This window comes from Nocardioides albidus, assembly GCF_006335005.1.
Taxonomy (GTDB): Bacteria; Actinomycetota; Actinomycetes; order Propionibacteriales; family Nocardioidaceae; genus Nocardioides; species Nocardioides albidus.
Genome location: NZ_VDMP01000019.1, coordinates 105047 through 124735 on the forward strand (window position 1 = coordinate 105047; position 19689 = coordinate 124735).

At 70.1% G+C, this 19689-nt stretch carries 20 protein-coding genes; 19 read left to right on the top strand and 1 reads right to left on the bottom strand.

Going from position 1 to position 19689, the window contains the following annotated elements:
- The first annotated feature begins 3 nt into the window (after positions 1-3).
- From FHP29_RS06385 to FHP29_RS06400, 4 genes are read left to right on the top strand one after another with little or no spacing between them, the layout of a single operon-like run.
- Positions 4-891 (top strand): SDR family oxidoreductase, encoded by an 888-nt coding sequence (locus FHP29_RS06385; RefSeq protein WP_139622022.1) that lies wholly within the window; start codon positions 4-6, stop codon positions 889-891.
- Entirely contained in the window at positions 888-1442 is a 555-nt protein-coding gene (locus FHP29_RS06390; protein WP_139622023.1) for a carboxymuconolactone decarboxylase family protein, read from the top strand. Before FHP29_RS06385 ends, FHP29_RS06390 begins: the two co-directional genes overlap by 4 nt.
- A gap of 34 nt (positions 1443-1476) precedes the next feature.
- Complete coding sequence (gene uvrB / locus FHP29_RS06395; RefSeq protein WP_139622024.1) at positions 1477-3615, top strand: excinuclease ABC subunit UvrB; 2139 nt, start codon at positions 1477-1479, stop codon at positions 3613-3615.
- The gene (locus FHP29_RS06400) at positions 3612-4916 is read left to right on the top strand and encodes an MFS transporter (RefSeq protein ID WP_139622025.1); all 1305 of its coding nucleotides are present in this window, start codon (positions 3612-3614) and stop codon (positions 4914-4916) included. Before uvrB ends, FHP29_RS06400 begins: the two co-directional genes overlap by 4 nt.
- Here the strand turns inward: FHP29_RS06400 and FHP29_RS06405 are convergent.
- Positions 4897-5583, bottom strand: a complete 687-nt coding sequence (locus FHP29_RS06405; RefSeq protein WP_240044350.1) for an ion channel — start codon at positions 5581-5583, stop codon at positions 4897-4899. The two genes, FHP29_RS06400 and FHP29_RS06405, sit on opposite strands and share 20 nt — an antisense overlap.
- Positions 5584-5776: 193 nt before the next feature.
- On the opposite strand from FHP29_RS06405, the gene FHP29_RS06410 reads away from it, so the two are divergent.
- The 15 genes from FHP29_RS06410 (at position 5777) to FHP29_RS06480 (ending at position 19606) form a co-directional block, all read left to right on the top strand.
- Entirely contained in the window at positions 5777-6550 is a 774-nt protein-coding gene (locus tag FHP29_RS06410) for an MlaE family ABC transporter permease (RefSeq protein WP_275669419.1), read from the top strand.
- On the top strand, positions 6550-7386 hold the full coding sequence (locus FHP29_RS06415) for an MlaE family ABC transporter permease (RefSeq protein WP_139622026.1): 837 nt from the start codon (positions 6550-6552) through the stop codon (positions 7384-7386). Before FHP29_RS06410 ends, FHP29_RS06415 begins: the two co-directional genes overlap by 1 nt.
- A 2-nt stretch (positions 7387-7388) precedes the next feature.
- Positions 7389-8702, top strand: a complete 1314-nt coding sequence (locus FHP29_RS06420) for an MCE family protein (protein ID WP_139622027.1) — start codon at positions 7389-7391, stop codon at positions 8700-8702.
- A complete protein-coding gene (locus tag FHP29_RS06425; protein ID WP_139622028.1) occupies positions 8699-9790 on the top strand; it encodes an MCE family protein in 1092 nt (363 codons plus the stop codon). Before FHP29_RS06420 ends, FHP29_RS06425 begins: the two co-directional genes overlap by 4 nt.
- Positions 9787-10788 (top strand): MCE family protein, encoded by a 1002-nt coding sequence (locus FHP29_RS06430; RefSeq protein WP_139622029.1) that lies wholly within the window; start codon positions 9787-9789, stop codon positions 10786-10788. The genes FHP29_RS06425 and FHP29_RS06430 overlap by 4 nt, the downstream gene beginning before the upstream one ends.
- 5 nt (positions 10789-10793) lie before the next feature.
- Entirely contained in the window at positions 10794-12023 is a 1230-nt protein-coding gene (locus FHP29_RS06435) for an MCE family protein (protein WP_139622030.1), read from the top strand.
- Positions 12020-13381 (top strand): MCE family protein, encoded by a 1362-nt coding sequence (locus FHP29_RS06440; RefSeq protein WP_240044351.1) that lies wholly within the window; start codon positions 12020-12022, stop codon positions 13379-13381. The genes FHP29_RS06435 and FHP29_RS06440 overlap by 4 nt, the downstream gene beginning before the upstream one ends.
- A gap of 67 nt (positions 13382-13448) precedes the next feature.
- Positions 13449-14720 carry an MCE family protein gene (locus FHP29_RS06445; RefSeq protein WP_139622031.1) on the top strand — a complete coding sequence of 424 codons (1272 nt, stop codon included), beginning with the start codon at positions 13449-13451 and terminating at the stop codon, positions 14718-14720.
- A 29-nt stretch (positions 14721-14749) separates the two neighbouring features.
- Positions 14750-15319 (top strand): hypothetical protein, encoded by a 570-nt coding sequence (locus FHP29_RS06450; protein ID WP_139622032.1) that lies wholly within the window; start codon positions 14750-14752, stop codon positions 15317-15319.
- 22 nt (positions 15320-15341) lie between these two features.
- The gene (locus tag FHP29_RS06455; RefSeq protein ID WP_139622033.1) at positions 15342-16211 is read left to right on the top strand and encodes a hypothetical protein; all 870 of its coding nucleotides are present in this window, start codon (positions 15342-15344) and stop codon (positions 16209-16211) included.
- Positions 16212-16230: 19 nt separating this feature from the next.
- Positions 16231-17229, top strand: a complete 999-nt coding sequence (locus FHP29_RS06460) for an NAD(P)/FAD-dependent oxidoreductase (RefSeq protein ID WP_139622034.1) — start codon at positions 16231-16233, stop codon at positions 17227-17229.
- 1 nt (position 17230) lies between these two features.
- A complete protein-coding gene (locus FHP29_RS06465; RefSeq protein ID WP_139622035.1) occupies positions 17231-17698 on the top strand; it encodes a pyridoxamine 5'-phosphate oxidase family protein in 468 nt (155 codons plus the stop codon).
- Positions 17699-17712: 14 nt separating this feature from the next.
- Positions 17713-17913, top strand: a complete 201-nt coding sequence (locus tag FHP29_RS06470) for a ferredoxin (protein ID WP_139622036.1) — start codon at positions 17713-17715, stop codon at positions 17911-17913.
- Positions 17910-18851 carry a 3-oxoacyl-ACP reductase gene (locus tag FHP29_RS06475; protein ID WP_139622037.1) on the top strand — a complete coding sequence of 314 codons (942 nt, stop codon included), beginning with the start codon at positions 17910-17912 and terminating at the stop codon, positions 18849-18851. The genes FHP29_RS06470 and FHP29_RS06475 overlap by 4 nt, the downstream gene beginning before the upstream one ends.
- Positions 18851-19606, top strand: coding sequence for a glucose 1-dehydrogenase (locus tag FHP29_RS06480; protein ID WP_139622038.1), 756 nt, complete (start codon positions 18851-18853; stop codon positions 19604-19606). Before FHP29_RS06475 ends, FHP29_RS06480 begins: the two co-directional genes overlap by 1 nt.
- Positions 19607-19689: the final 83 nt, after the last annotated feature.

Sequence of the window (19689 nt, forward strand, 5' to 3'; positions counted from 1 at the left end):
CCGATGTGGCTGAGCGCTCCGGTCCGTGACCTCGCCGGGAGGAACGTCCTCGTCACCGGTGCCGCCAGCGGCATCGGCCGCGCGGTGGCAGAGCAGGCGGCCCAGCAGGGAGCCGTCCTGCACCTGACCGACGTGCGGGCCGACGCCCTGGCAGCGGTCGCCGACGGGATCCGCGCTCGTGGTGGGCGGGTCGGGACGGCTCGGGCTGCTGACGTCGCCGACCACGACCAGGTACGCCGCCTCGCCGCGCACGTCACCGAGCAGGCCGGGGCGATGGACGTCGTGCTCAACGTCGCCGGGATCGCGATCTGGGGCACGGTCCGCAGCCTCGAGCCCGAGCACTGGCAGCGTCTGGTCGACGTCAACCTGATGGGCCCGATCCACGTGATCGAGGAGTTCCTGCCGCCGATGATCGACGCGGGGCGTGGAGGCCAGCTGGTCAACGTCTCCTCGGCGGCCGGCATCATCGCGATGCCCTGGCACGCGGCCTACAGCGCCAGCAAGTTCGGGCTGCGCGGCGTCTCCGAGGTGCTGCGCTACGACCTGCGCAAGCACCGGATCGGGGTCAGCCTGGTCTGCCCCGGCGGCGTCGACACCGGCCTGGTGGAGACGATCCGGATCGCGGGGATCGACCAGCAGAGCAGGGCCTTCGTCCGTGCGCGACGGCACTTCCAGAAGCGCGCGGTCTCGCCCGAGCAGGCCGCCGAGGCCATCTGGCGGGGCGCGCTGCGCAACCGGTACTGGGTCTACACCTCGCCCGACATCCGTCTCGCGCACTGGCTGCAGCGCTACTTCCCGCCCGGGTACGCCCTTGCGATGCGCGCGTTCAACTACGGCGCCAACCGCGTGCTGCCGGCCGTCGAGCAGGCCCGACGCCCGGACCTCGGATGAGCCGGCCGGCGGGACAGCCGCGGATCGCGCCCGGCGGCTGGCGCGAGGTCGGACCCCTCGTCGCCGTCTTCGCGAGAGCCGCAGGCCGGGTGCAGGGCACCGAGCCCCCGGCGGTGTTCCTCACCCTGGGCCGGCATCGCCGACTGTTCTGGGGATGGCTGCACTTCGCCGGCCGGCTGATGCCCGGCGGCCGACTGTCCCGCCGGGAGTCGGAACTGGTCATCCTGCGCGTCGCGAGCCGTCGCCGGTCGGCGTACGAGCTCGCCCAGCACCGCCGCCTGGCCCGCCGTGCGGGCCTGACCGGCGAGGAGATCGACGGCATCGAGACCGGGGGCGTCACGGGGGAGTCGCTCACCGCGCGGGAGCGGCTGCTCCTGCGCGCCGCCGACGAGCTCCTCGGGACCCACGACCTCTCCGATCCGCTGTGGGCCGAGCTGGGAGAGCGGTTCGACGACCGCGAGCGGATCGAGATCGTGATGCTCGTCGAGCACTACGCGATGCTCGCCACGACGCTGCAGGTGCTGCGGGTCCAGCCCGACAAGCCGCGATAGCCGGGCTGTCGGCGCCCCCTCGTACGCTGGAGCCATGCGTCCGGTCACCGATCTCGAGCGTCGTGTCGCGCCGTTCCACGTGCAGTCCGACTACCAGCCCTCCGGTGACCAGCCGGCGGCGATCGCGGAGATCACCCGGCGCCTGAACGACGGTGTCCAGGACGTCGTCCTGCTCGGCGCGACCGGCACCGGCAAGACCGCGACGGTGGCCTGGGTGGCCGAGCAGGTGCAGCGCCCGCTGCTGGTGCTGCAGCCCAACAAGACGCTGGCGGCCCAGTTCGCCAACGAGCTGCGCCAGCTGTTCCCCGACAACGCGATCGAGTACTTCGTCTCCTACTACGACTACTACCAGCCCGAGGCCTACGTCCCCCAGACCGACACCTACATCGAGAAGGACTCCTCGATCAACGAGGAGGTGGAGCGGCTGCGCCACTCGGCCACCAACAGCCTGCTCACGCGGCGCGACGTGATCGTGGTCTCGACGGTGTCGTGCATCTACGGCCTCGGCACCCCGCAGGAGTACGTCGACCGCATGGTCCGGCTGCGCGTGGGCGAGGAGCACGACCGCGACTCCGTCCTGCGCCGTCTCGTCGAGATCCAGTACACCCGCAACGACCTCGCCTTCACCCGCGGCACCTTCCGGGTCCGGGGAGACACCCTCGAGATCTTCCCGGTCTACGAGGAGATGGCGGTCCGCATCGAGTTCTTCGGCGACGAGATCGAGCGGTTGATGACCCTGCACCCGGTCACCGGGGAGGTCCTCACCGAGGACCAGGAGCTCTACGTCTTCCCCGCGAGCCACTACATCGCCGGCCCGGAGCGGATGGAGCGCGCGATCCGGGGGATCGAGGCCGAGCTCGCCGAGCAGCTCACGACCTTCGAGCGGCAGGGCAAGATGCTCGAGGCCCAGCGGCTGCGGATGCGCACCACCTACGACATCGAGATGATGCGGCAGGTCGGCTCCTGCTCGGGCATCGAGAACTACTCGATGCACATGGACGGCCGCAGCCGCGGCAGCGCCCCCAACACGCTGCTCGACTACTTCCCCGAGGACTTCGTGCTCGTCGTCGACGAGTCGCACGTCGCGGTCCCGCAGATCGGTGGCATGTACGAGGGCGACATGTCCCGCAAGCGCAACCTGGTCGAGCACGGCTTCCGCCTGCCGAGCGCCATGGACAACCGACCGCTGCGCTGGGAGGAGTTCCTCGAGCGGATCGGGCAGACCGTCTACCTCTCGGCGACGCCGGGCGACTACGAGCTCGACAAGGTGCAGGGCGACGTCGTCGAGCAGATCATCCGCCCGACCGGCCTGGTCGACCCCGAGGTCGTGGTGAAGCCGACGAAGGGCCAGATCGACGACCTGATCCACGAGATCCGCCTCCGCACGGAGAAGGAGGAGCGGGTCCTGGTCACGACGCTGACCAAGAAGATGTCCGAGGACCTCACCGACTACCTCCTCGACGCCGGCATCCGCACCCGCTACCTCCACTCGGAGGTCGACACCCTCAAGCGGATCGAGCTGCTGCGCGACCTGCGCCTGGGCCTCTACGACGTGCTCGTCGGCATCAACCTGCTCCGCGAGGGGCTCGACCTGCCCGAGGTGTCGCTGGTCGCGATCCTCGACGCCGACAAGGAGGGCTTCCTGCGCTCCGACAAGTCGCTCATCCAGACCATCGGCCGCGCCGCCCGCAACGTGTCGGGCGAGGTGCACATGTACGCCGACCGGATCACCCCGTCGATGGCGTCGGCCATCGACGAGACCAACCGGCGCCGGGCCAAGCAGGTCGCCTACAACGAGGCGCACGGGATCGACCCGCAGCCGCTGCGCAAGAAGATCGCCGACATCACCGAGATGCTGGCCCGCGAGGACGAGACCACCCAGGAGCTGCTCCAGACCTGGGCCGACGTCGGCCAGAAGGGCCGTGCCGGCGGCGTGAAGCCTGCGCGGTCGGGGAAGTCGCCGACGCCGCACCTGCGCAGCACCGACATCGGCGGGCACGCGGCCGAGCTGGCCGGCATGCCCAGCTCCGACCTGGCCCAGCTGATCCAGGACCTCACCGACCAGATGAAGGCGGCCGCCGCGGAGCTGCAGTTCGAGCTCGCGGCCCGCCTGCGCGACGAGATCGGCGAGCTGAAGAAGGAGTTGCGCCAGATGCTCGAAGCGACCAAGTGAGCGTCTCGCGTCGCTACGTCGTCTGGACCGTCGGCCTCCTCGTCTACGCGCTCGCGGTCTTCCACCGCAGCAGCCTCGCCGTCGCGGGCCTGGCCGCGACGGAGCGCTTCGACATCTCGGCGAGCCAGCTGGCGTCGTTCACGGTCCTGCAGCTGCTGGTCTACGCCTCGATGCAGATCCCGGTCGGCCTGATGGTCGACCGGTTCGGCTCCCGGACGGTGCTGACGGTCGCCGTGATGGTGGTCAGCATCGGGCAGGCCGCCTTCGCGTTCGCCGACAGCTACGCCCTGGCCCTCGGCGCCCGGGTGCTCGTCGGCGCCGGGGACGCGATGACCTTCATCTGCGTGCTGCGCCTGGTCACCTCGTGGTTCCCGCGCGGGCAGGTGCCGCTGATCAGCCAGCTCACCGGCAACCTCGGCCAGATCGGTGCGCTCGCGGCCGCCGCACCCATGACCTGGGCGCTGGGCCAGGTCGGCTGGACCCGGGCCTACCTCGCCGGTGCCGTCGCGGGCCTCGGCGCTCTGGTCGTGCTCCGCCTCCCGCTCCACGACTCGCCGGAGCACCCCCACCTGCGCGGCGTCCCGATGAGCGCCCGCGACCTCGTCGCCAGCCTCGGCGCCTCCTGGGCCCAACCCGGCACCCGGCTCGGGCTGTGGGTCCACTTCTCGACGCCGTTCGCCACCACGATGATGTCCCTGCTGTGGGGCTATCCGTTCCTGGTCACCGCCGAGCACCTCTCGCCGGGCGCGGCGAGCGCGCTGCTGTCACTGCTCGTCGCGACCTCCGTCGCCTACGGCCCGCTGCTCGGCTGGCTGGTGGGCCGGCACCCGTGGCACCGGTCCACCACGGCGCTGGTGATCGTGGCTGCGCTCGCGACGGTGTGGGGGCTGGTGCTGCTCTGGCCGGGCGACGCTCCGATGCCGCTGCTGGTCCTGCTGATCGTGGTGGTCGGCGCCGGCGGCCCGGGGTCGATGATCGGCTTCGACGTGGCCCGCACGAGCAACCCGGACCATCGGACGGCGAGCGCGAGCGGGATCATCAACGTCGGCGGGTTCACCTCGGCCCTCCTGGCGGTCCTCGCCGTCGGTGCCGTGCTCGACCTGCTGACACCGGGGGAGGGCGGCTACACCGCCGAGGCCTTCCGGTGGGCGATGGCGACCCAGTACGTGCTCTGGGCGCTCGGCGTGATCCAGATCGTGCGCTACCGGCGCCGGATCCGCTCCCTGACGACCCGGGAGCAGGTGGCCTCGGGCTCGTCGATGATCGAGGGCGACGGCCTGCTCACCCGCGGCGTGCGCTGAGACCGATGAGGCGGGCGACGACCAGCGCGACGTAGAAGACGCCCGCGACCTGCTCCACCATCACGAACGAGCGCGCCTGGTCGACGACCGGGTAGACGTCGGAGAGACCGACGCTGGTCAGCGTGGTGAAGGAGAGGAAGAGCAGCTCGAACCAGCTCAGCGGAGTCTCGCCCTGAGGGCTGTTGAAGCCGACGAACGAGCCGGGCCACAGGAACTGGGTGGCGGCGTACAGGTAGGCGAACGCCCAGGCCACGACGGTGAACGCCGCTCCGGTCGCGTACAGCTCGTCCAGGGTGACCTTGTCGTCGTGGAAGAGGTACCTGATCATCGAGTACGACACGAACAGGTAGAACGGCACGTGGAAGGCCGCCGACGCCAGCACGACGGCCGCTACGTCGGGCTCGACCGCCTCGAGCACGGCCAGGACGACGGCCGGGCCGCCCAGCAGAAGTCCCACCCAGGTCAGTGTCGGCGTGCGCCGTACCGCCCATACCGCGCTCAACACGACCGCCACCTGGAACACGCCGACCACCGCACGCCCGGCGGCCGTCCCGCCGAGTGCGGGGTAGGCGAGGACGACGACGAGCTGTGCGGCCAGGAGCACGGCCGAGGGGTGGCGCGCCACGGTCACCAGGAACCGGGGCAGCCGGGCGGCGTTGGTCTGCACCCGGCCGATCCTAGGGAAGACCGGGCCGCGAGCCCGGACGTGACCCCGCGCCCGGTGCTGCCGTTAGGGAGCAGGGGGGCCAACTCGGCCACGTGACGGTCATGTTGTGTCGCTCACAACGAGAACGTGTTCTAATATCGCGGTGCCCGCAGTGCGGGCCGACGGGACAGACGGGCGCGAGAGGAGTCGGGGCGTGGCCTTCAATGCCATGGCGGTCGTACGCGGCCCCGGCGAGATCGCCCTGATGGTCGTCGAGGTGACCAAGCGCATCCTCACCCGGCCCTTCCAGACGAGGGAGTTCCTCGAGCAGGCCTGGTTCGTCACGAGCGTCACGCTCATGCCGACCATCATGGTCTCGATCCCGTTCGGCGCGGTGATCTCGCTGCAGGTCGGCAACCTGACCGGTCAGCTCGGCGCCCAGTCGTTCGCCGGCGGCGCGGCGGTCCTCGCGACCGTGCGCGAGGCCGCGCCGATGGCGGCCGCGATGATCATCGCCGGCGCCGCCGGGTCCGCGATCTGCTCGGACCTGGGCGCGCGCAAGATCCGCGAGGAGATCGACGCGATGGAGGTGCTCGGCATCGACCCGCTCGAGCGTCTCGTCGCGCCCCGCGTGGTGGCCACCATGTTCGTGGCCTTCATGATCAACGGCATCGTGATCGGCACCGGGATCGGCGGCGGCTACTTCTTCACCGTCATCGTGCAGGGCGGCTCCGCCGGCGCCTTCCTGTCGTCCTTCACCGCCCTCGCGTCCCTGCCCGACCTCTACATCGCCATGATCAAGGCGATCATCTTCGGCTGGCTCGCGGCCATCATCGGCGCCTACAAGGGTCTCAACGCGGGCGGCGGCCCGAGCGGCGTGGGCCGGGCGGTCAACGAGTCGGTGATCATCGCCTTCATGGCGCTGTTCTTCCTCAACGCCGTGATCACCGCCATCTACTTCCAGATCGCTCCTCCGGTGGGGTTGTGATGGCGGGCGTGAAGATGGTCCAGGACACGGTGCAGTCCGGCCGCTCCGGACTCGAGGCGTACGGCGACCAGCTGCTCTTCTACGTCAAGGCGCTCGTCTGGGTGCCCCGTGCGATCAAGCGCTACCCCCGCGAGATCACCAAGACCCTGGCCGAGGTGGCGTTCGGAGCAGGCGGCCTCAGTGTGATCGCCGGCTCGGTCGGCGTGATCGCGTTCATGGCGTTCTTCGCCGGCACCGAGGTCGGGATCCAGGGCTACGCCCAGCTGAGCCAGCTCGGCGTCGCGAAGTTCAGCGCCTTCATCTCGGCGTACTTCAACACCCGCGAGGTCGCGCCGCTCGTCTCGTCGATCGCCCTCGCCGCGACGGTGGGCTGCGGATACACCGCCCGGCTCGGCGCCATGCGCATCTCGGAGGAGATCGACGCACTCGAGGTGATGGGCATCCCGTCGCTGCCGTTCCTCGTCACGACCCGGATGGTCGCCGCCTTCATCGCGGTCATCCCGCTCTACATCGTGGCCCTGTGCGCGTCCTTCCTCTCCCCGCGCCTGATCGTGGTCTACATCTACGGGCAGTCGCCGGGAACCTACGACCACGCCTTCTTCCAGTTCCTGCCCCCCATCGACATCCTGTGGTCGTTCGCCAAGCTGCTCTTCCTGGCGGTCGCGGTCATCCTCATCCACTGCTACTACGGCTACACCGCCTCGGGCGGGCCCGCCGGCGTCGGCCGGGCCGTCGGCAAGGCGATCCGGACCAGCATCGTGACGATCGTGGCGGCGGACTTCTTCCTGAGCTTCGCGATCTGGGGCTCGACGACCACCGTGCGGATCACGGGGTAGCCATGCTGGTCAACATCCACCACGACAGCGCCCGCGAGCACAACCGGCTCCTCGTCGCCGGCGTCGCCTTCCTGAGCGTGATCGCGCTGCTGGTCTGGCTCTCGATCGCGATCTACGACAAGACCTTCGACAACTCCACGATCGTCACGGTGAAGGCCGACCGGGCCGGCCTCCAGCTGGCCAAGTTCGGCGACGTGCGGATGCACGGCGCCCTCGTGGGCCGCGTCGACAGGATCGATCAGGACGGCGAGCAGGCCGAGATCACCCTCGCGCTCGAGCCGGACGCCGCCAAGCGGATCCCCGCCAACGTGAGCGTCCGGATCCTGCCGACGACCCTCTTCGGCCAGAAGTTCGTCGCGCTGGTCCGTCCCGAGAGCGCCAGCGGCCACCTGAGCGACGGCGACGTGATCCCCTCGGATCGGGTCGAGACCAACGTCGAGCTCAGCCAGGTGCTCGCCGACCTCTTCCCGCTGCTGCGCGCCGTGCGGCCCGCGGACCTCAACGCGACCCTGCACGCCCTCGCCACCGCGCTCGAGGGCCGCGGTGAGCAGCTCGGCGCGACCATGGACCAGCTCGGCGACTACATCGGCGCCATCGACGACCACCTGCCGACCCTGCGCAAGGACCTCGTCGCCCTCGCCGACGTCGCCGACGCCTACGACGTCGCCGCCCCCGACCTGCTCGACGTCCTCGACAACGTCACCGTCACCAGCAAGACGGTCACCGAGAAGGCCGCCGAGCTCGACGTCTTCTTCTCCGATCTCACCGGGCTCGCCGACACCGCGACCCGCTTCCTCGCCGACAACGAGCAGAACCTCATCCGGATGGGCGAGGTCACCGCGCCGATCCTCGACCTCCTCGCGGAGTACTCCCCGGAGTTCCCCTGCCTGATCCGGGGCGCCGCCAACTACGCGCCGATCCTGTCCAAGACCTTCGAAGGCAACGTGGTCAAGCAGTACATCGAGTTCTTCCAGCCGCAGTTCCGCCCCTACGACGAGCGCGACACCCCCACCTACGGCGAGGTCGGCCACGGACCGTGGTGTCTCGGCCTGCCCGACTTCACGGTGCCGGCGCCGGCCCACCCGCTGGACCAGGGCTCCGACATCGACGAGTTGGGCGGCTTCTCGCCACTGCCCCTCCAGGGCCTGCTGGGCCGGCCGGCCGCCATCGACAGCGGGTACGCCGGCAGCACGGCCGAGCAGAAGGTCGTCAACGCGATGCTCGCCGGTGAGAGCGGGCGCGACCCCTCGTCGTACGGCTCCCTCGGGTCGCTGCTCTACGGGCCGGTGGTCCGCGAGGGGAGGGCGGCCGGATGAGCCCCGGGGGCAACCAGCGCAACGCCGTGACCAGGGCGGCCGCGATCAAGCTCGGCGTGTTCACGATCGTGTCGGTGTTCGTGACCGGCCTGCTGGCCGTGATCATGGGCAATGTCGGCTTCGGCGACCGCCACGAGTACCACGCGATCTTCACCAACGCCACGATGCTGGAGAAGGGCGACGACGTCCGGGTCGCCGGCGTCAACGTCGGCGAGGTCAAGAAGGTCGAGCACCACAAGCGCTCGATGGCCGAGGTGACCTTCAAGGTCGACGCCGGCGTCAGGCTGACCACGGCGTCGAGGGCCAACATCCGCTTCCTCAACCTCGTCGGCGACCGCTACATGAGTCTGCAGCAGGGCACCGGCGCCGCCGATGCCGCGCCGCTCGCCGACGGAGCCACCATCCCGGTGCGCAACACCGAGCCGGCGCTCGACCTGACCGTGCTCTTCGACGGGTTCAAGCCGCTGTTCGCCGCGCTCACGCCCGACCAGGTCAACGAGCTCAGCCTGAACCTGGTCCAGGTGCTCCAGGGGGAGGGCGGCACCGTCAAGAGCCTGTTGGACCACACCGCGTCGCTGACCTCGGCTCTCGCCGACCGCGACCAGCTCATCGGCGACGTGATCACCAACCTCACCCAGACGCTGAACACCGTCGACGAGCGCCACCAGCAGCTCAGCTCGCTCATCGTCGAGCTCAAGGACTGGATGAGCGATCTCGCCAAGGACCGCGACACGATCGGCTCCTCGCTCGACAACATCTCCGAGCTGACCGTGGCCGTCGCCGACCTCCTGCGCCGCGGCCGTCCGCTGCTCAAGGAGGACATCGCCGCGTTGCGCTCGCTGTCCAAGCTGCTCAACAAGAAGGAGAACCGGGACAACCTGGCCAGCCTCCTCGACCGGATGCCGGAGATGATGACCGACCAGACCCGGACCGGGACCTACGGGTCCTGGTACCAGTACTACGTCTGCGGCTTCTCCGGCCGGATCCGGCTCCCGGTCATCAAGGACCTGCCGATCCTCAAGGAGATCCAGGACTACCTGACCAATTTCTCCTTCAAGTCCAAGGCGCCGAGGTGTCAGGACCGATGAGACAGCCCGTCAACAAGCATCAGCGCGCCCGGGACGCGCGCGTCCTGCGCCTGGGCGTCATCACCCTCGTGGTCATGGCCGTGGTGTCCGCCGCGACCTTCAACCTCGGCAAGTTCCCCGGCTTCCGGGGCACGACCTACTACGCCGAGTTCAGCGACGCCAGCGGCATCCACAAGGGCAACATCGTCCAGGTCGGCGGCATCCGCGTCGGCCGGGTCAGCGCCGTCACGCTCGACCGCGACCGGGTCAAGGTGAAGTTCGAGATCGACGGCGACGTCGAGTTCGGCAGGACCAGCAGCGCCTCCATCGAGGTGCTCAACCTGCTGGGCGAGAAGTTCCTCGACGTCCAGCCCGGCGGGAACGGCCAGCTCGCCGAGGGCGGCACGATCCCGATGGAGCGCACCCAGGCGGCCTACGACATCGTCGGTGTCTTCGGCGACCTGACCACCACGACGGAGGAGATCGACACCGACCAGCTGGCCCAGGCGCTGGAGACCGTGGCCGACACCCTGGACCAGTCGGCGCCCGAGATCCAGGCGTCCTTCGACGGCATCTCCCGGCTGTCGCAGACCATCGCCTCGCGCGACGCCGAGATCAAGTCGCTCTTCGACTCCTCCCAGCAGGTCACCAAGGTCCTCGCCGACCGCAGCGACGACATCGTGGAGCTGATGAAGAACAGCGACCTGGTGTTCCAGGAGCTGACCAAGCGCAAGGACGCGGTGCACGCGCTGCTCGTCAACGCCCGCACCCTCGCCCGCGAGCTGCGCGGCGTGGTGAAGGACAACGAGAAGCAGATCGGTCCCGCTCTGAAGGAGGTCGACGGGCTGGTGTCCTTCCTGGTCTCGAAGAAGGACAAGCTCAAGGCGACCCTCGCCGCCCTCGGGCCCTATGTGTCCATCCTCAGCAACATCATCGGGACCGGCCCGTGGTTCGACGCCTACGCCGCCAACATGCTCGCCATCCCCACCGGCGAGTTCGTCCCGGGAACGGGGCTCTGAGCGCCATGGTGTCCACCGTCCTCAAGCGCATCGACCGGCGCGTCATCGCCGTCGTCGCGGTCGCGCTGCTGCTGGCCGTGACGATCAACCTGGTCCGCTCACCCGCCGAGACGAAGACCGTCACCGCCCACTTCCCCCGCGCCGTCAGTGTCTACGAGGGAACCGACGTCCGGATCCTCGGCGTCAACGTCGGCAACGTGACCGCCGTGATCCCCGAGGGCAACTCGGTGCGGGTCGAGATGGAGTACGACGCGTCGTACAAGATCCCGGCGAAGGCCCAGGCGGTCATCGTCACTCCCACGCTCGTCGCTGACCGCTTCGTCCAGCTGACCCCCGTCTTCCAGGGCGGCGACGTGATGGCCGACGGCGCGGACATCGCCCTGCCCGAGACGGCGGTGCCCGTCGAGCTCGACCGCATCTACGGCAGCCTCCAGGCGCTGACCCGGGCGCTGGGGCCCAACGGCGTCAATGCCGACGGCACCCTCGACCACCTGCTCCAGGCCGGAACCAAGGCGTTCGGGGGCCAGGGTGCCCAGGGCAACCAGATGATCCAGGACCTCGCCGACGCCGCGCAGACCTTCGGCGACGGGGCCGGACCGCTCTTCGAGACGGTCACCCAGCTCGCGAAGTTCACCACCACGCTCGCCCAGAACGACACGCTCGTCCGAGCCTTCATGCAGGACCTCACCGGTGTCTCCTCGATGCTCGCCGAGGAGAGTGACGAGCTGCAGAAGGCCGTGGCGGCCGTCGCGAAGGCGGTCGGCAGTGTCAAGGGCTTCGTGAAGGACAACCGGGACGCCTTCGTCGCCGACATCCGCAAGCTCACCGAGGTGATGACGACCATCGCCTCCGAGCGCGACAACATCAAGACCGCCATCGAGGTGGCGCCGGTCGCGATGGGCAATCTCGCCATGGGCTTCGACCACGTCAGCGACAGCCAGAACTCCCGCTTCGCGATCGGCGGCAACGTCTGGGACGTCGACGGACTGATCTGCTCGTTCATCCAGCAGCACCCCTCGATGCCGCCGGCGCTCAAGGACACCGCGTGCGAGCTCGTCGAGAAGCTGATCGAGCCGATCGCGACGAAGCTGCCGTGGCTGCCGCCCGAGTACAAGTCCTCCCTGCCGAAGCAGACGGCCTCGAAGAACGACGTCATCGTGCCCCGGGTCTCCGAGGTGTCCTACTCGACCGGCGACGACACCTCCGTCCAGACCCTGCTGGGAGGTGCGTCGTGAGCCGAGGCCTCCGCCACCTCTCCGGCCGCTGGCGCGCTCTGGTCGCGCTGCTGCTCGGAACCGCCCTGCTCACCGGCTGCAGCAGCTTCGACGGCGCCTACGACCTGCCCCTGCCCGGACATCCGGTCGACGCGGACGAGGCCTACGAGGTCACGGCGTACTTCCGCGACGTCCTCAACGTCGTGCCGCGCTCGCCCGTGATGGTCGACGACGTCGTCGTGGGGGAGGTCGTCGACGTCGAGCGCGCCGGCTGGAACGCCAAGGTCACCCTGCGGCTGCGCGACGAGGTCGAGCTGCCCGACAACTCGATCGCCGACATCCGGCAGGTCTCCCTGCTCGGCGAGAAGTACGTCTCGCTCCAGGCCCCCGAGCGGGAGGCGCCCACCGGACGCCTGGGCCAGGGCGACGAGATCGAGCTCGCCAGCACCGGCCGCAATCCCGAGGTGGAGGAGGTCCTCGGCGCGCTCTCGTTCCTGCTCAGCGGGGGCGGCGTCGCCCAGCTGGGGACCATCACCCGGGAGGCGAACCTCGTCATGTCCGGGCGCGAGGACCGGCTGCGCGGCCTGCTGTCCTCGCTGGACTCGGTGGTGGGGACCATCGACCAGCAGAAGCTCGACATCATCCAGGCCCTCGAGTCCCTCAACAACCTCACCTCGACGCTCAACGCCGAGAAGAAGACGATCGGCGACGCGCTCGACGCCGTCGGCCCGGCCGTCGAGGTCCTGTCGGCCCAGCACGACGAGCTGATCGCGATGCTCGGCTCGCTCGACAGGCTCGGCAAGGTCGGCACCCGGGTGATCAACGCCAGCAAGGAGGACGTCCTCAAGATCCTCGAGGACCTCAGCCCGATCCTGCGTCGCCTGACCGAGGCCGACGAGCAGTTGGCCCCCGGCCTCAACCTGCTGGTGAGCTTCCCGTTCCCGCAGGCGGCCGCCAACATCATCCAGGGCGACTACGCCGACACGATCATCCGGGCCGACCTCAACATCGAGAACCTCTACAAGACCCTCGGCCTGCCCGAGATCGACCTGCCCGACCTGGGCCAGGTGCTGGATTCGGTGACCAAGTGCCTCAAGAGCGGCAGCCTCACCAGCGTGTCCTGCCTGAAGGTGCTCAGCGACGTCAACCTGCTCCAGGACCTGCAGACCAAGTGCAAGGACCCCAAGATCAGCACGAGCCCGGTCTGCAAGCTGCTCACGTCCCTGCCCGACCTCGACCTCGGCGGACTGCTCGGCGGCGCCAACGGGCTGCTCGGCCCGGGCGGCGCGCTCGGGGGGCTGCTCAACGGCCTCACCGGGGCGAGTCCGTCGTCGTACCGAACCTCCACCGAGGGCCTCCTGGGCGGTGGTGTCGCATGAATCACCGCACGAGGTTCTTCGCTTCCCCCGCTTCGCTCCTCCGACTGACAACCTCGCGGGGACCCCGATGACCCGGGGCGTGCGGATCCGACTGATGGCCTTCGTCGTGCTCAGCGCCGTCGGCATCACCTACATCGCGGCGAGCTATCTCGGCATCGTCGACCGGGTCACCGGCCGGGGGATCACCGTCACCGCCAGCCTGCCCGGCTCCGGCGGCCTCTACGAGGGCAGCGAGGTGACCTATCGCGGGGTGAAGATCGGCCGGGTCTCGCGGATGGAGACGACCGAGGAGGGCGTCGACCTGACCCTCGACCTCGAGGAGGACACCCGCCTCCCGATCGAGTCGCGGCTGTTCGTGCACAACCTCTCGGCCGTGGGCGAGCAGTACCTCGACTTCCAGCCGGACGACGAGTCGGGCCCGTACGCCGAGGACGGCTCGAGGTTCACCGGTGACGAGAAGTCCCTGCCGGTCGACGAGGGCGACCTCCTCGTCGACCTCAACCGCTTCGTGGGCTCGGTCGACAAGGACAGCCTCGCGAAGGTGGTCGAGGAGCTCGGCACGATGTTCACCGACACCGGCGACGACCTCCAGAGGCTGCTCGACGGCGGCTCGGCCTTCATCGCCGAGGCCAGCGCCCACACCGACGAGACGATCCAGCTGCTCGACAGCGGCCTCGCGGTGCTCAAGACCCAGCAGGGCCAGAAGGAGAACATCCGGCGCTTCGCCGCGGACCTCGACACCCTCACCTCCGCGCTGCGGGCCAGCGACGGCGACCTGCGCACCGTGTTGAGCGCCACCCCCGGCGCCGCGAGGGCACTCACCCGCCTCCTCAAGGAGCTCGAGCCCACGATCCCGGTGCTCCTCGGCGACCTGGTGACCGTCGGCCAGGTGCTCGTCACCGAGCTCGACGGCCTCGAGCAGCTCCTCGTCACCTACCCGGTGCTGATCTCCGGCGGACCGACCGGCAGCACGGCCGACGGCTGGGGCCACGTCAACCTGCAGTTCGACTACAGCATCCCGCCCTGCACGCAGGGCTACGTGCCCCCCTCGCAGTGGCGCTCGACGCAGGACCTGACCGACAAGAAGCCGGCCCAGGTCAGCTGCACGGCGGGGCCGCCGTACAACATGCGGGGCAGCAGGTACGCGCCGTCGAACCGCAAGAACCGCGCCTCGCCCGGTCGCGTCTACAGTGGCACCTACGACCCGTCCACCGGCCAGGTGCCCGGACTGGTCGATTCCGAGGGGAACCCGGTCGAGCTGCGGCAGCCGGAGGACCTTTCCGTCCTGGGAGGGGATGCGTGGAAGTGGCTGTTGGTCGGCCCGGTGGCGAGCAAGTGACGGGGGAGTCGGATCAGGACTCGACCCGCGTGCGCCTCAACATCGCGCTGTACGCCGCGACGGTGATCTGTGGCTGTGTGGCACTCCTGCTGCTCTACCTGCACGTCAGCACCTCGGACAACGAGGTCAACGGCACCGACCTCGTTCCGGGCGCGGGCCAGGACGTCGGTCGCGGCCTCGTCGAGGCGGTCCCGCTGGCCGACGAGACCGAGCAGAAGCGCACCGCCGAGCAGCTGGAGGCGGCGTCGAAGATGGTCACCGCGTTCGTGAACTTCGACTACGAAGACCCCGCGCGCACGATCGAGGCGGTCAAGTCGATGGCGACCGGGACCTTCCTCTCGCAGTACAGCAAGGGTGCGAAGGACCTGGAGAAGCTGGCGACCGAGGCGCAGTCGAGCATGGTCGCCGAGGTCGTCTGGGCCGGCCTGGTCGCCGGGGACGAGGACTCGGCGACGGCCATCGTCGCCACCAGCGGCACGGTCAAGAACAAGACGACGCAGTTCCAGCCGGAGGCCCGCAACTACCGCATCCAGCTCGAGCTCGTGCGGGAGGACGGTCGCTGGCTGACCAAGGACCTCCAGTACGTCGCGCTGGGCTGATGCAACGCAGGACGAGGAAGACATGACCCGCCCCACCCCCCGCAAGCCCGCCAGCTCCCGCGGCCAGACCCCGCGCCCCCGCCGGCTCGCCGGTCAGAGCTCCGCGGCGCGGAGCACGACCGACGAGACCCCGAGCCACGAGACCCCGACCGGGCCGGACGACGACACCGTGCTCGCGTCGCTGCCCGAGGAGCGGGAGGTCGACCGCGCGGGCGGGCCCGGCCTCCTGGCCCGTCCACGCACGACCCGGATCCTGATCGCCGTGCTCGCCCTGGTCACCCTCGCCCTCGTCGCCGAGTTCGGCCTGCTCGCCGCCGACCGCTTCGGCGACGAGGACGACGGCCCGGTCCGCGCCAGCGACGACAACGGCAGCCTGAGCGTCCCGAGGGGGCGCCCGGTCGTGGCCTCGGCGCTGCAGTGGCGCGACGGGGTCGAGGCCGCGGCCAAGGCGGCCCAGGAGCTGGTGTCGGTCGACTACAGCAAGTACGACGACGAGGTGGCCGCCGCGGTCGAGCTGACCACGGCGCGCTACGAGAAGGAATACCTCGAGGTCATCGGCGACGTGAAGGAGCAGGGGATCGCCCTGCAGCTCAAGGTGCAGGCCTCGGTCGTCGCCCAGGGCGTGGTGCGCGCCAACCGCACCCGGCTCGAGGCGCTGGTCTTCCTCAACCAGGTCGTCGAGCGGGTCCGCGAGGGCAAGAAGGAGACCGTGGTCACGCCCTACCGCGCGCTGCTGACGATGGTCCACACCGACCACGGCTGGCTGGTGGACCGCCTCGACACCGACAACCCGGCGACGGGGGCCTCGACGGACTCGCCGAGCGACTCGCCGAGCGACTTGGCGAGCGATACGCCGACGGACGACGGCCCGACGCAAGACAAAGCCAACTAGAACACGTTACAGTTCTGTCGTGGCCACCGAAGAGCGTGTCGTCGAGTGCGACCTGGCCGTGGTCGGCGCCGGACCGAGCGGCCTGTTCGCCACCTACTACGCGGGCTTCCGCGGGCTGAGCGTCGCGCTCGTCGACTCGCTGCCCGAGCTGGGCGGTCAGGTCACGGCCATGTATCCGGAGAAGGCGATCCTCGACGTCGCGGGCTTCCCCGACGTCAAGGGCCGCGACCTGGTCGAGGGCCTGGTCGCCCAGGCCCTGAGCGCGAAGCCCGAGCTGCTCCTCGGCCGGACCGCCGCCGGCCTGGAGTGCGACGACGACGGACTCACGCTCACGCTCGACGACGGGACCGCCGTGCGCGCGAAGGCGATGGTGATCACCGCCGGGATCGGCAAGTTCAGCCCCCGCCCGCTTCCCGCCGCCGACGGCTGGATCGGGCGCGGCGTCGAGTTCTTCGTGCCCGCGTTCGAGCCCTACCGCGACCAGGACGTCGTCATCGTCGGTGGCGGTGACAGCGCCTTCGACTGGGCGATCCACCTCGAGCCGATCGCCCGCTCGGTCACCCTGGTCCACCGCCGCGACGCCTTCCGCGCCCACCAGCGCACCGTCGAGGAGGTCCTGGCCTCCTCGGTCCAGGTCGTCACCAGGGCCGAGGTCGCCGCGCTCCGCGATGCCGACGGGGGGACGACCGGCCCGCTCGCCGAGCTCGAGCTGGTCGTCGACGGCGAGCCCCGGGTGGTGCCGGCCCAGGCGGTCGTGGCGGCGCTCGGATTCGTCGCCGACCTCGGCCCGCTCCAGCAGTGGGGCCTCGAGACGCACCGGCGCCACGTGGTCGTCGACTCCTCGATGCGCACCTCGCTGCCCCGCGTCTTCGCGGCCGGGGACATCACCGAGTACCCCGGCAAGGTCCGGCTGATCGCGGTCGGCTTCGGCGAGGCCGCGACCGCCGTCAACAACGCCGCGGTCGTGATCGACCCGACCGCGCACGTGTTCCCCGGCCACTCCTCGGAAGGGAGCTGAGATGAGCTCGGGGCGCGACCAGGTCAAGCTGAGCGACGAGGAGGTCCAGACGCTGCTGGGGGAGAACCTCAAGGTGCAGGTCGCGGCCAACGGCCGCGACGGCTTCCCGCACCTCACCACGCTGTTCTACGTCGTGCGCGACCAGCGGATCGCGTTCTGGACGTACGGCCGCAGCCAGAAGATCCTCAACCTCGACCGCGACCCGCGGGTGACCGCGCTCGTCGAGGACGGCACCGACTACTTCGAGCTGCGCGGCGTCTCGATCGAGGGACGCGCCGAGATCGTCCGGGACCCCGACACGATCTTCGAGATCGGCTCGGCCGTCGCGACCCGCATGGTCGGCGCCGACTCGTTCGAGTCGCTCGGGGAGATCGGCATGCAGGCGGTGCGGAAGCAGGCGACCAAGCGGGTGGGCGTGATCGTCCACCCCGAGCGGGTCGCGTCCTGGGACCACCGGAAGATGACCTGACGAGAGGGCAACCGATGAAGATCAAGGTCGACTTCGACCTGTGCGAGTCCAACGGCCTGTGCGAGGCGATGGCTCCCGAGGTGTTCGAGCTGGACGACGACGACTTCCTCCAGCTGCACACCGAGCACACCACCGACGAGAGCATCGACAACGTCAAGCGCGCCGTCGCGGCCTGCCCGCGCGCCGCCATCACCCTCGTGGAGGACGACGCGTGACCAGCAGCACCACCAGCAGCACCACCAGCAGCACCACCGGTAGCACCAGCCTCGACGGCAAGGTGGCCGTCGTCACCGGCGCCGGCGCCGGTCTCGGCCGGGCCGAGGCGATCGCCCTGGCCCGGGCCGGTGCCCGGGTCGTCGTCAACGACCTGCCGGGAGCCGGCGACGAGGCCGCGGAGGAGATCCGCGGGTTCGGTGGCGAGGCGGTCGTCGTACCCGGTGACGTGAGCCGGCGCGAGACGGCCGACGCCATGGTCGCCGCCGCGGTCGAGCAGCTCGGTGGCCTCGACATCGTCGTCAACAACGCGGGGATGACGCGCGACAAGATGCTCTTCAACCTCGGCGACGACGAGTGGGACGCGGTCATCGCGGTCCACCTGCGCGGCCACTTCCTGCTCTCGCGCAACGCCGCGGCGTACTGGCGCGGCAAGGCCAAGGAGAGCGAGTCCGGGACGGTCTACGGCAGCATCGTCAACACGGCCTCCGAGGCCTTCCTCGGCGGCTCGCCGGGCCAGGCCAACTACGCCGCCGCCAAGGCCGGCATCGCGGCCCTGACCCTCTCGACCGCCCGCGGGCTCTCGCGCATCGGGGTGCGCGCCAACGCGATCTGCCCGCGCGCCCGCACCGCGATGACGGCGGCCGTCTTCGGCGAGGACGAGTCCGGGAAGGCCGTCGACCCCTACTCGCCGGAGCACGTCGCGCCGGTCGTGGCCTATCTCGCCTCGCCGGCCGCCGAGCGGATCACCGGCCAGGTCATGGTCGTCTACGGCGGCATGGTGGCCGTCGTCGCCGCGCCGGTCGTCGAGGAGCGCTTCGACGCCTCCGGCGACCTGTGGACCGCCGAGGACCTCGACAAGCAGCTCGGCGGCTTCTTCGCCGACCGCGACCCCCACGTCGGCTTCGCCGCCGACTCGATCATGAGGCTGAGTGTGTGATGGGACGTCTGGACGACAAGGTCGCGATCGTGACCGGCGCCGCGATGGGCCAGGGCGCCGAGATCGCGCGCGCCTACGTCGCCGAGGGGGCGAGCGTCGTCATCGCCGACGTCGCCAAGGAGCAGGGCCAGGCGCTGGCCGACGAGCTCGGTGCGGCCGCTCACTTCGTGCACCACGACGTCAGCGACGCCGGGTCCTGGGCCAGCCTCGTCGAGGACGCCAACGGCCGCTTCGGCACGGTGAGCGTGCTCGCCAACAACGCCGGCATCCTGCGCTTCGGCGACATCGAGCGGATGCCCGCGGACGAGGTCGAGCTGCTCTGGCGGGTCAACCAGCTCGGCTGCTTCCTCGGCATGCAGGCGGTGACCCGCACGATGCGCAAGGCAGGCGGCGGCTCGATCATCAACGCCTCGTCGGTCGAGGGCCTGGCCGGCATGGCGTCGTGCACGGCGTACGCCGCCACCAAGTGGGCGATCCGCGGCATGACCAAGTGCGCGGCGATGGAGCTCGGGCCCAAGGGCATCCGGGTCAACTCCGTGCACCCCGGCATGATCGACACCCCGATGACGCGCGTCCACGGCGGCGACGCCGCGATGGAGTACGGCGCGAGCAAGGTGCCGCTGCGGCGCGTCGGCACGCCCGCGGACATCGCGCCGGTCTACGTGTTCCTGGCCAGCGACGAGTCGTCGTACGTCAACGGCGCCGAGATCGCCGTCGACGGTGGTGTCACCTCGACCCACGCGTTCGGGGCGTGACCAGCGCGAAGAGGCCGGCGGCGTCCGCGGCAAGGGCGGTCCGAGCGCAGCGAGCGACCGTCCGCAGCCGTCGATGGAACGAC